Origin of the sequence: Paraburkholderia sp. A3BS-1L (assembly GCF_051125215.1) — a bacterium.
Taxonomy (GTDB): Bacteria; Pseudomonadota; Gammaproteobacteria; order Burkholderiales; family Burkholderiaceae; genus Paraburkholderia.
This window is the reverse complement of the sequence record NZ_CP120443.1, coordinates 1552798-1564419: the sequence shown is the minus strand read 5'-3', so window position 1 is coordinate 1564419 and position 11622 is coordinate 1552798. Positions and strand designations below refer to the sequence as shown.

Annotated in this window: 13 protein-coding genes; 9 read left to right on the top strand and 4 right to left on the bottom strand. The window is 67.2% G+C overall.

Annotated features, from left to right (window positions below; genetic code table 11):
* The first annotated feature begins 89 nt into the window (after nt 1-89).
* The 7 genes from sufB to P5W99_RS22190 are packed head-to-tail and all read left to right on the top strand — an operon-like array spanning nt 90 to nt 6069.
* Entirely contained in the window at nt 90-1538 is a 1449-nt protein-coding gene (sufB, locus tag P5W99_RS22220) for a Fe-S cluster assembly protein SufB (protein ID WP_421025556.1), read from the top strand.
* A gap of 14 nt (nt 1539-1552) precedes the next feature.
* Nucleotides 1553-2314, top strand: a complete 762-nt coding sequence (sufC, locus tag P5W99_RS22215) for a Fe-S cluster assembly ATPase SufC (protein WP_434662976.1) — start codon at nt 1553-1555, stop codon at nt 2312-2314.
* Nucleotides 2311-3645, top strand: coding sequence for a Fe-S cluster assembly protein SufD (gene sufD / locus P5W99_RS22210; protein ID WP_421025554.1), 1335 nt, complete (start codon nt 2311-2313; stop codon nt 3643-3645). Before sufC ends, sufD begins: the two co-directional genes overlap by 4 nt.
* Nucleotides 3642-4895, top strand: coding sequence for a SufS family cysteine desulfurase (locus P5W99_RS22205; RefSeq protein WP_434662974.1), 1254 nt, complete (start codon nt 3642-3644; stop codon nt 4893-4895). The genes sufD and P5W99_RS22205 overlap by 4 nt, the downstream gene beginning before the upstream one ends.
* On the top strand, nt 4892-5365 hold the full coding sequence (sufU, locus tag P5W99_RS22200) for a Fe-S cluster assembly sulfur transfer protein SufU (RefSeq protein WP_421048015.1): 474 nt from the start codon (nt 4892-4894) through the stop codon (nt 5363-5365). Before P5W99_RS22205 ends, sufU begins: the two co-directional genes overlap by 4 nt.
* Before the next feature lie 13 nt (nt 5366-5378).
* Entirely contained in the window at nt 5379-5735 is a 357-nt protein-coding gene (locus P5W99_RS22195) for an SUF system Fe-S cluster assembly protein (RefSeq protein WP_421025551.1), read from the top strand.
* Nucleotide 5736: 1 nt separating this feature from the next.
* Nucleotides 5737-6069, top strand: coding sequence for a non-heme iron oxygenase ferredoxin subunit (locus tag P5W99_RS22190; RefSeq protein WP_421025550.1), 333 nt, complete (start codon nt 5737-5739; stop codon nt 6067-6069).
* A 33-nt stretch (nt 6070-6102) separates the two neighbouring features.
* Here P5W99_RS22190 and P5W99_RS22185 read toward each other — a convergent pair whose 3' ends face one another.
* The 4 genes from P5W99_RS22185 to P5W99_RS22170 all read right to left on the bottom strand — a co-directional run bounded on the left by P5W99_RS22185 (nt 6103) and on the right by P5W99_RS22170 (nt 9342).
* Complete coding sequence (locus tag P5W99_RS22185) at nt 6103-6609, bottom strand: GNAT family N-acetyltransferase (RefSeq protein ID WP_421025549.1); 507 nt, start codon at nt 6607-6609, stop codon at nt 6103-6105.
* Between the two features lie 50 nt (nt 6610-6659).
* Nucleotides 6660-7583 (bottom strand): glutaminase, encoded by a 924-nt coding sequence (locus P5W99_RS22180; RefSeq protein ID WP_421025548.1) that lies wholly within the window; start codon nt 7581-7583, stop codon nt 6660-6662.
* Nucleotides 7584-7657: 74 nt separating this feature from the next.
* Entirely contained in the window at nt 7658-8305 is a 648-nt protein-coding gene (locus P5W99_RS22175) for a helix-turn-helix transcriptional regulator (RefSeq protein WP_421025547.1), read from the bottom strand.
* On the bottom strand, nt 8302-9342 hold the full coding sequence (locus tag P5W99_RS22170; RefSeq protein WP_421025546.1) for an ornithine cyclodeaminase family protein: 1041 nt from the start codon (nt 9340-9342) through the stop codon (nt 8302-8304). Before P5W99_RS22170 ends, P5W99_RS22175 begins: the two co-directional genes overlap by 4 nt.
* 128 nt (nt 9343-9470) lie before the next feature.
* Here P5W99_RS22170 and P5W99_RS22165 point away from each other — a divergent pair, with 128 nt between their 5' ends.
* Nucleotides 9471-10289, top strand: a complete 819-nt coding sequence (locus P5W99_RS22165) for an ABC transporter substrate-binding protein (RefSeq protein WP_421025545.1) — start codon at nt 9471-9473, stop codon at nt 10287-10289.
* Nucleotides 10290-10329: 40 nt separating this feature from the next.
* Nucleotides 10330-11574, top strand: coding sequence for an NAD(P)/FAD-dependent oxidoreductase (locus P5W99_RS22160; RefSeq protein ID WP_421025544.1), 1245 nt, complete (start codon nt 10330-10332; stop codon nt 11572-11574).
* The last annotated feature ends 48 nt before the right edge of the window (nt 11575-11622 follow it).

The following is an 11622-nucleotide window of genomic DNA, read 5'->3' as shown; positions in this document are numbered from 1 at the left end:
GTGAACAGGAGACCGTAATAATCTCGAGGCCGCCAGTCGTCATGGCAGCGTGGCTTCGCGAGCGGTCTCCGAGCAATGCGGAGGTCCACATGAGTCAAAGCGCGACCGGAATGGACGAATGGGTTCGGCGCAAATACCAGCATGGATTCGTCTCCGACGTGCAGTCCGACACCTTGCCGCGCGGGCTCTCCGAAGACGTGGTCCGGTTGATTTCGGCGCGCAAGCACGAGCCGGAATTCATGCTCGAATGGCGGCTGGCCGCGTACCGGCACTGGCTCACGATGAGCGAGCCCCATTGGGCCACGGTCGAGCATCCGCCCATCGACTGGCAATCCATTGCGTACTATTCGGCGCCGCACACGCGAGGCGAGCGGCCGAAGAGCCTGGACGAAGTCGATCCGGAACTGCTGCGCACCTATGAAAAACTCGGCGTGCCGCTGCGCGAGCGCGAGGTGCTGGCCGGCGTGGCCGTGGATGCGGTATTCGACAGCGTCTCGGTGGCCACGACGTTTCGCAAGCAGCTTGGCGAACTCGGCATCGTGTTCTGCTCGTTTTCGGAAGCGGTGCAGGAGCATCCGGAACTCGTGCGGCAGTATCTCGGCTCGGTGGTGCCGTACACAGACAACTTCTTCGCCACGTTGAATTCCGCGGTATTCAGCGACGGCTCGTTCTGCTATATCCCGCCGGGCGTGCGCTGCCCCGTGGAGCTGTCCACGTATTTCCGCATCAACGCGCGCAACACGGGGCAATTCGAACGCACGCTGATCGTGGCCGACAAGGGCGCGTACGTGAGCTATCTGGAAGGCTGCACCGCGCCGATGCGCGACGAAAACCAGTTGCACGCGGCCGTGGTGGAACTGGTGGCGCTAGAAGGCGCGCAGATCCGCTATTCGACGGTGCAGAACTGGTATCCGGGCGACGAGCAGGGGCGTGGCGGCATCTATAACTTCGTGACCAAGCGTGGCGACTGCCGCGAAGCCAACGCCAAAATTTCGTGGACCCAGGTGGAAACCGGCTCCGCTATCACATGGAAATACCCGAGCGTGATCCTGCGCGGCGACCGCTCGATTGGCGAATTTTATTCGGTGGCGCTCACCAATCATTACCAGCAGGCCGACACCGGCACGAAGATGATTCACCTCGGGCGCGATACGCGCAGCACGATTCTTTCGAAGGGCATTTCCGCAGGGCGCGGCAGGAACGCGTATCGCGGACTCGTGAAAATGGGCCGTTCGGCGCAGAACGCGCGCAACTACAGCCAGTGCGATTCGTTGCTGCTCGGCGACCGGTGCAGTGCTTTTACGTTTCCGTATATCGAGGTGAAGAATGCGAGCGCGAAGGTCGAGCACGAGGCGTCGACGTCGCGCATCGGCGAGGATCAGTTGTTCTATTGCATGCAGCGCGGGCTTTCGGAAGAAGACGCGGTGTCGATGATCGTCAACGGTTTTTGCAAGGATGTGTTCAAGGAATTGCCCATGGAATTCGCCGTGGAGGCACAGAAGCTGCTGGGCGTGAGTCTCGAAGGGAGCGTGGGCTGAGAGAGGTAAACAGGATGCTCGATATCCGCAATTTGAGTGTCGACGTGGACGGCAAGCCGATTTTGCGCGGCGTCGATCTGCGCGTGAATGCCGGCGAGGTTCACGCGATCATGGGCCCGAACGGCTCGGGCAAGAGCACGCTCGCGCATGTGTTGACCGGGCGCGCACCGTGCGTGGTGACGGGCGGCAGCGTGCTCTACGACGGCGAGGACCTGCTGGCGCTCGCGCCCGACGAACGAGCGCGCCGGGGCGTCTTTCTCGCTTTCCAGTATCCGGTGGAAATTCCTGGTGTCAGCAACGCATATCTGCTGAAGGCCGCGCTCAATGCCCAGCGCAAGGCGCGCGGCGAGCCGGAACTGGACGCCATGGAATTTCTCGCGCTCATCAAGCAGAAGCTCGCGGACATGCAGATGGACGAAAGCCTGCTCTCGCGCGGCGTCAGCGAGGGATTCTCGGGCGGCGAAAAAAAACGCAACGAGGTGCTGCAGATGTCCGTGCTCGCGCCCCGCCTGGCGATTCTCGACGAGACCGATTCGGGCCTCGACATCGACGCGCTCCAGGTGGTCGCGCGCGGCATCAACCAGATGCGCGGCCCGAACCGGGCCATCGTGCTGGTGACGCATTATCAGCGCCTGCTCGATTACGTGGTGCCGGATCATGTCCACGTGCTCTCCGAGGGGCGCATCGTGCGCTCGGGCCCGCATGAACTCGCGCTCGAACTGGAGCGCAAGGGCTACGGCTGGCTCAGTCGCGAATCGCGCGAGGAGCAGCCATGAGCGAAGCGCTGCGCGACTATTACCGCGACGCTTTCCGCGCAACGGTGAAGACGCTGCCGGGCGTCGAGCTGCCGTGGCTGCGCAGCGCCCGGCGGCACGCGTTCGAGCGCTTCGAGACGCTGGGCTTTCCGGGCACGCAGCTCGAAGCGTGGAAGTACACCAACGTGACGCCCATCGCCCAACCGTGCTGGCATTTCGCGCCCGCGCATCCCGCGCCCGCGGACCTGGGCGGCATCGCCGGGCTGGTGGGCGATCTCGTGCCGGATGAAGCCGCGAGTCGCCTCGTGTTCGTGAACGGCCGCTGCGTGCCGAAGCTTTCCCGGCTCGCCGACTTGCCCGCGGGCGCCTGGGTGGGCAGCCTGCGCCAGGCGATGCGCGAGATGCCAGGGCGGCTCCATGCCGTGATGGCGCGGCGCGAGTTGCGCGACGGCTTCGCGGCGCTGAACGGCGCGTTCCTCAGCGACGGCTACGTGGTCGTGCTGCCGGAAGGCGCGGTGATGAGCGCGCCGCTCCATGTGCTGTTTTTCGCCGATGAAGCGGGCCTCGCGATGCATCCGTTCAATGTCGTGCAGGCGGAGCGGGGGGCGCGCTGCGCGATCGTCGAGCAGTTCGCCGGAATCGCCGATGAACCGTATTTCGTCAACGTCGCCACCGAGATCGTCGCGGACAGCGAAGCCGAGGTCGAGCATTGCCGCATCCAGCAGGAAGCGCGCAGCGCGTTCCATATTGCCGATGTGGACGTTGCGCAGCGGCGGGCGAGCCGCTTCACCTCGCATTCGTTCGCGTTCGGCGGCGCGCTCTCGCGCACGCAGATCGAGACGCGGCTCGACGCGGCCGATGCCCGCGCCGATCTGAACGGCCTGTATCTGGTGGGCGCGAGGCAGCATGTGGACCACCATACGCGCATCGATCATGCGCAGCCGCGCGGCACGAGCCGCGAGTACTACCGCGGCGTGCTCGACGGCGCATCGCACGGCGTGTTCGACGCGCGCGTGATCGTGCACCCGGACGCGCAGCAGACGGACGCGCACCAGGGCAACGACAATCTGCTGCTCTCGCGCGATGCGCAAATCGACACGAAGCCGCAACTGGAGATTCACGCCGACGACGTGAAATGCACGCACGGCGCGACTGTGGGCCAGCTCGACGAGACGCCGCTGTTCTACCTTCGCTCGCGCGGCATCGAAGAGCGCGTGGCGCGCGCGCTGCTGGTGTGGGCGTTCGCGCGCGCCTGCGTGGACCGCGTGGAAAGCGCCGCGCTGCGCAAGCGGCTCACGCAAATGTTGCTCGCGCGCGTGCCTGGCGGCGAGCATCTGCGGGGACTCGCATGAAACCGGTCGAACCCGTAAGGATTCCAGACGAGGAAACGGTGGCGCGCTGGCGGCGCGACTTTCCGATTCTGCGAGAACGCGTGCACGGCGTGCCGCTCGTATATCTCGACAACGGCGCGACCACGCAGAAGCCCGAGTCCGTGATCGCGGCGGAGCGCGCGTATTACGAGCAGGCGAACGCGAATGTGCATCGCGGCGTGCATCTGCTTTCGCAGCGCGCCACCGATGCCTATGAAGGCGCACGTCTGCGCATCGCGCGGTTCATCCATGCGGCGCGTGCCGAAGAGATCGTGTATGTGCGCGGCACCACCGAGGCGATCAATCTCGTGGCGCAGAGCCATGTCCGGCCCCGCGTGGGTCCCGGCGACGAGATTCTCATCAGCGCGATGGAGCACCACTCGAATATCGTGCCGTGGCAGATGGTCTGCGCGCAGACCGGCGCGGCGCTCAAGGTCGTGCCCATCGACGACACCGGCACGCTCGACATCGACGCCTGGGAGCGGATGCTGGGCCCGCGCACGCGCATGGCCGCGATCACGCACGCATCGAACGCGCTCGGCACCATCAACCCCATTGCGCGGCTGATCGAGCTCGCGCACGCGCGCGGCGTGCCGGTGCTGATCGACGGCGCGCAGGCGATCGCGCATTTGCCTGTGGACGTGGCCGCGCTCGATTGCGATTTTTATGTGTTTTCCGGGCATAAGGTCTACGGGCCGACCGGCATCGGCGCGCTCTACGCGAAGGCGCACTTGCTGGAGGCGATGCCGCCGTGGCAAGGCGGCGGCGACATGATTCGCAGCGTGAGCTTCGAAAAGACCGAATACAACGTGATTCCGTGGCGCTTCGAGGCCGGCACGCCGAATATCGCGGGCGCCATTGCACTGGCGGCGGCGCTCGATTACGTGAGTGCGATCGGCGTGGAAGTCGCGGGTGCGCACGAGGCCGATCTGCTCGCTTATGCGAGCGATGCGCTGCGCGAGGTGCCGAACCTGAGAATGATCGGCACGGCGAAGGAGAAAGTGGGCATCGTGTCGTTCGTGATGGCGCACGCGCACGCCCACGATATCGGCACGATTCTGGATCAGTGCGGCGTGGCGGTGCGCACCGGCCATCATTGCGCGATGCCGGTGATGGCGCGTTATGGCGTGCCGGCTACGGTGCGCGCATCATTCGCGCTCTACAACACGCGCGCCGATGTGGATGCGCTCGTCGAGGGCCTTGCGCGCGTGCAGGAGATATTTCCGCTATGAGCGAGCTTCGCGAGTTATACCAGGAAACGATTTTCGACCACTACCGGCGGCCGCGGAACTGCCATGTGCCGCCGGGCGCGAATCGTCGGGCCGAAGGATACAACCCGCTGTGCGGCGACCGCATCACGCTGTATCTGCGCGTCGAAGACGGCATCGTCAAGGATGTCGGCTTCGAGGGGGCGGGCTGCGCGATCGCGACCGCTTCGGCCTCGCTGATGACCGAGGCGCTCAAGGGCCGCACCGAGGCCGAGGTCGACGCGCTGTTCGAGCGCTTTCACGCGATGGCGACAGCGCCCGCCGACCGGCCGCTCGACGACGAGGCCGGGCTTGGCAAGCTCGCGGTGCTCGCGGGCGTGCGCGAGTTTCCGGCGCGCATCAAGTGCGCGACGCTTGCGTGGCACACGTTGCGCGCCGCCTTGCGCGACGAAGGCGACCCGCTATCCACGCCATCCACGGTATCCACGGAATGACGCGAGGCGAACCATGAAACCCCCAGACGACTTGCCCGAACGCGACGACGCGCAGGGCAGCGGCGGCGACTTTCGCGCGCGCGTGATCGATGCGCTGCGCACGGTCTACGATCCCGAGATACCGGTCAACATCTACGATCTTGGGCTCGTCTATGGGCTCGACGTCGACGAGGAAAGCGGCCAGGTGGCGATCCGCATGACCTTGACCGCGCCGGGGTGCCCCGTTGCACAAACCTTCCCGTCGATCGTGGAGGACAGTGTGCTCGACGTGGCGGGCGCGAGCGCGGTGCGGGTCGAACTGGTGTGGGATCCGCCGTGGACGCGGGCGCGGATGTCCGAGGCAGCGCGTCTGGAACTGGGGATGCTTTGACATGGCCGACTGGGTCGACGTGGCGCCTTGCGCCGAATTTCCGCCGGGCGCGGTGCGCAGCGTGAATGTCGAGGGCGCGCAGGTCGCGGTGTTCAATCTCGACGGCACCTGCTACGCGATCGAAGACGTTTGCACGCACGATGGCGGCGTGCTGACCGGCGGCGCGGTGGAGGGCGACGAGGTGATCTGCCCACGGCATGGCGCGCGCTTTTGCATCAGAACCGGCAAGGTTCTCGCGCCGCCCGCCTATGAGGACGTGGCGGTGTTCGCGGTGCGCGTGGAGGGCGGCATCGTTCAGGTGCGGGACACGCGGTGGGACGAGAGCGGTTTTTGAGCCGCCGCTGCTATTTCATCCGCAGTTCCCGCGTCAGGCGCGTGCCTCGAATGCCTCGCTGTATCGCACGCTGGCCGCCGGCACGCTGCCGCGCAGCGCGAGCGCCTGGAAATATTCGGCGGGAACGCCGGGCAGCACCAGCGCGGGCTCGGGCGTGAAGCCGAAGCGCCGGTAGTAGCGCGGGTCGCCGAGCAGCACGCAGCCCGCCGCGTGCCGCGCGCGCAACGCGTCGAGCGCCTGCTCGACGAGCCGGCTGCCGATGCCTTGCCCTTGGTGTGAAGGCGCGACCGAAAGCGGCCCCAGCCCGAACCATCCTGTGCTGCCATCCGAAAGCGCCACGGCGGACAGCGCGACATGCCCCACGAGTTCATCCCCTTGCACGGCTACGAGCGAGACCGCGAGCTCGCCGGCGGCGCGCAGCGCGTCGACGATGTAGTGCTCCGTGTGGCTCGTGTGCGCCGCGTGCAGAAAGGCGGCTGCGGTGAGCGCGTGGATCGCGGGAAGGTCGGCGGGGGTTTCGGGGCGGATTTCGAAGGACATGGTGGCAAGTCTGCGAGTGCGTTACCGGGTGCGAACAGGTGCGATCCCCCTCAAAAAATCGACTGCCCCGTCCGCGTGGTCAACCATTCCAGCGACTTCACCCCCGCAAGCGAGTTGCCGTTCGCGTCGAGCCCCGGCGACCAGACGCACACGGCCATCTCTCCCGGCAGCACCGCGACGATGCCGCCGCCCACGCCGCTTTTCGCCGGCAGCCCCACGCGATAGACGAAGTCGCCCGCGGCGTCATAGGTGCCGCAGGTCAGCATCAGCGCGGACAGGCGCTTGGCGGAGCTCGCGTCGAGAATGCGCTCGCCCGGGACCGGCGCGACGCCGCCGTTGGCGAGAAAGAGCGCGGCGGTGGCCAGCTCGACGCAATTCATCTCGATCGCGCATTGGCGGCAATACGCTTCGATCACCGTTTCAGGCGGCATCTTCAGGTTGCCGAAGCTCGCCATGAAATGCGCCATCGCGCGGTTTCGCTCGGCATGCTGGAGCTCGGAGCTCGCGACGCGAAGGTCGTAGTCGAGATCGGCAGCGCCCGTGAGCCGGCGCACGAATTGCACCAGCGCCGTCTCGGCGCCGACGAAGCGGCGGCACAGCACATCGGTGACCACGAGCGCGCCCGCGTTGATGAACGGATTGCGCGGCTTGCCGCGCTCGGTCTCCAGTTGGACGAGCGAGTTGAACGCATTGCCCGAGGGTTCGCGGCCGACGCGCTCCCAGAGCGCATCGCCGAGCAACTGGAACGCGAGCGTGCAGGCAAACAGCTTGGAGATGCTCTGGATGGAGAAGCGCTCGTGCGCATCGCCGATCGCATACACCGTGCCGTCGAGCGTGACGATCGCCATGCCGAAACGCTCGGCGGGCACTTTGGCGAGTTCGGGAATGTAGTCGGCGACACGGCCGGCGGTGCGCCATGGCGCGATGTCGCGATGGATCTGTTCGAGGATCGCTTGATAGTCTGGATGGTCCATGGCCGGATGACGCCCGTGAGCAAGGAACGCGATGATAGCGCACGGCGTGCGCGGTTTGCGTGTCCGGCTTCTCGTCAGGCGTCGCCCTTCATCTCGCGCAAGTGCTTGTACACCGTCGCGCGCCCCATGCCCAGCACCTTCGCCACGTAGTTCGCCGAGCTCTTGCCCTTGAACGCGCCTTCGGCATGCAGCGCCTCCACCAGCTCGCGCCGGTGCTCGCGCGTGAGCGAGTTGAGCGCCACCTGGCGCTCGCGCAGCCAGCCGTGCAGAAACGTGTTGATGCGCTCTTGCCAGTCGTCCTTGAACAGCTCCTCGGGCTGCGCGATCACGCCCGAGCCGCGCAGGAACAGGTCGAGCGTCGCCTGCATGTCGTCGAACGCGGCGATGTTGAAGTTGATGCACATGACGCCTGTGGCGCGCCCTTCGTCGTCGAACAGCGCCGTGCTCACGCAGCGCATGCGCCGGCCGTCCCAGTTCACTTTTTCGTAGGGGCCCAGCAGCTTGTTGCGGGTGGTTTCCTCGACGTCTTCCAGCGCCGAGTCGTCGCCGATCTCGCGCTTCGAGAGATTGTTCGACAGGTACGCCACGGTCTGGTCCGCGAGATCGTGGATCACCACTTCGGCGAACGGGAAGAACAGCGTCGTGATGCTGTCGGCCACGTGCGCATAGCGTTCGAGCAGCCGCTCGCGCGGCGTCTTCGCGGGGGCGGGCGGCTTCTTCATGGGCGTGCCGCTCCGCGCAGATGCGTATAGAGCGCGTGGGCGATCGCGATGTCTTCGAGGCCGAGACCGATCGAGCGGAAGAACACGTGGCGCGCGTAATCCGGGCGCGGGCAGGCGTCGTTCGCGAGCTCGGCAAGGTCGCCCACGATCGCGTCCGGCGACCAGCCGTGCTCGCGCGCGGCCAGCACCATTTCCCCGGCGCTCGATGGCGTGGTGCGGCGGTAGTCGCAATACACGTCGAGCGCGGGCAGCGCGGCCGGATCGATCTCGTGCGCCTGTGCGACGTTGGTGCTGATCGAGGTGATCAGCGCGGGCTTCGTGAGCGCGTCGAGCGCGAGCACCGGCTTGCCCGACGAGGTGCAGAGCATCACGACATCGGCGTCTTCGACGCATTCGCGCGCCGTGGCGGCGAGGCTCGCGCGGGCGTCGGCGGCGCGCACGCTCGCGGCGCGGCCGGTGTCGGCGGTGAGCCCCGGCGAGTACACGCGAATGCTGTCCCACGCGCGCAGCGGCACGGCGTGGCGAATGTGCGCGAGCGCCACCGCGCCGGCGCCGATCACGGCGAGGCGGCGCGCGTCGCGCGGCGCGAGCCGGTCGATGGCGAGCGCCGTCGTGCCCGCCGTGCGCTCGGTCGTGAGCAGCGCGGCGTCGCACCACATCAGCGGCTGGCCGGTCTGCATCGACATCAGCGCGGTCCAGGCCGTGACGATGGGCGTGGCCCCCTGAGTCCCCGCGATATACGGCGAAAGCTTCGCGCCGAACACGCCCGCGCTGGACAGCACGCCGAGGTAGGTGATGAAGTCGCCCGCGTCCTGCGGGAACAGTGCGAGCGTCTGTGGCGGCTGGACGGCCTCGCCACGGCCGAGCGCGGCGAACATCTGCGCGAGCACGCCGCGCACATCGAGGGCGGGTAGCGCGGCGCGCACCTGTGCGGCGTCGGCGATGAACGGCGCCGCGAGTTGTGCCGCGAGTTGTGCGCCGAGTTGCGCGTCGACTGGGCCTGCGGCGTTCGCGCAGGAAAGGGACGTATCGGTCATGCCGTGCTCCATGTAGACATTTTTGTCCATTCTAGACTTTATTTTTATTTTTCGTCTATATTCGCATCGTGGCGCGGGACTTCTTCACGAACGGCGCCGCCGATCTCTTAACGACTATGGTGACGACGATGAATACGAAGATGATTCGCTACGCGCGAGCGGTCCGCCTTGCGGGCCTGGCAGGCTTGCTGGGCGCGGGGCTCGGCATGACGGCGGGCGCGGTGCATGCACAGGGCGCGCAGACGTTGCGCTTCGGCGTGGAGGCGTCCTACCCGCCGTTCGAGAGCAAGACGCCGTCGGGCGAGCTGCAGGGCTTCGACATCGACATCGGCAATGCGGTCTGCCAGCGCATGCAGGTGAAGTGCGCGTGGGTGGAGAACAGCTTCGACGGCCTGATCGCGGCGCTCGAGGCGCGCAAGTTCGACGCCATCAATTCGGCGATGAACATCACCGACAAGCGGCGTCAGCAGATCGACTTCACGCCGGCCATCTACGTGATGCCGATCCAGATGGTCGCCCGGCGCGGCGCGGGGCTGCAGCCCACGCCGGCGAGCCTCAAGGGCAAGCACATCGGCGTGCTGCAAGGGTCGACGCAGGAAGACTACGTGCGCAAGCACTGGGCGCCCGAGGGCGTGTCGATCGTCACGTACGAAAACCAGGACCAGATTTTCGCGGATCTGGCCGCGGGCCGTCTGGACGGCGCGGTCCAGGAAGTGCAGACTGCCACCGACGGCTTTCTGTCGAAGCCGCAAGGCAAGGATTTCGATTTCGCGGGCGCGCCGCTCAAGGACCCCGCCACGCTCGGCGAGGGCACCGGCTTCGGCATGCGCAAGAACGATGCGGCGCTCAAGGCGAAGCTGGTCGCGGCGCTCGACGCGTTGCGCAAGGACGGCACGCTCACGAAGCTTTCCATGAAGTATTTCGGCCGCGACATCATCGCGAAGTGATGCGCGCCGCAATCCCATCCATGACTTCCAGAGGAGCCGCATGAGCAAGGACGCAATCGTGCTGGGCGCGGGCATCGTCGGGGTGAGCGTCGCGTTGCATCTGCAGGCGCGCGGCGTGCGCGTCACGCTGGTCGACCGGCGCGAGCCCGGCGAGGAAACGAGCTTCGGCAACGCGGGGTTGATCGAGGCGTCGTCGGTGGTGCCGTATGGCTTTCCGCGCGATTGGCGCATGCTGCTGCGGCTCATGCGCAACGACTCGACGATGCTGCGCTACGACGTGCGCTCGCTGCCCGCGTACGCGCGCTGGCTCGCGACGTTCTGGCGCGAGTCGGCGCCGGCGCGGCTGGCGGGCGCGGCGCGCGATATGTTGCCGCTCATCGCGCGCTCAGTTGCCGAGCACGATGCGCTGATTGCAAGAACGGAGCTGCGCCCGCTCGTGCGCGCGGTCGGCTGGATCGAGGCATACCGCTCGCCCAGGCAATTCGAGCGCGAACGCGAGGACGCGCAGCGCGTGGCCGCGCAGCACGGGCTGCACATGGCGGCGCTCGATGCGGCGGGACTGCGCGCGGCGGAGGCGTCGCTCGCGGGGGGCTATGCGGGCGGGCTGCACTGGATGGATCCGGCCAGCGTGGCCGACCCCGGCGCGCTCGTGAAGGGCTACGCGCAATTGTTCCTGCGCGAAGGCGGCGCGTTCGCGCAGGGCGATGCGCTCACGCTGCGCGCGCAGGGCAGCGGCTGGCAGGTGCAAACCGATGCGGGGCCGCTATCGGCGCAACTGGCCGTCGTGGCGCTCGGGCCGTGGTCGGATCTCGTGACGGGGCCGCTCGGCTATCGCGTGCCGCTCAAACCGAAGCGCGGCTATCACATGCATTACGCGAGCGAGGCCGGCGCGCCGCTCACGCGTCCCGTGGTGGATATCGAGGGCGGCTATGTAGTCGCGCCGATGAAGCGCGGCCTGCGGCTCACCACCGGCGTGGAGCTGGCCGAGCGCGGGCGGCCGCCCAACTACGCGCAGCTTGACGCGGCCGAGCGCGCGGCGCGGCCCATGTTCGGCCTCGGCAAGCGGCTCGACGACACGCCGTGGATGGGCATGCGCCCGTGCACGCCCGATATGCGTCCGGTGCTCGGGCCCGCGCCGCGTCATGCGGGGCTGTGGTTCGCGTTCGGGCACAACCACCACGGGCTCACGCTGGGACCGGTGTCAGGGCGGCTCGTGGCGGAGCAGATCATGGGCGAGACGCCGTTCACTGATCCCAGGCCTTATTTGCCGCATCGGTTCGGGTAGCGCGATCGATGCGAGCGACGCGCTCAATGCGCTCAACGAGATCAACGC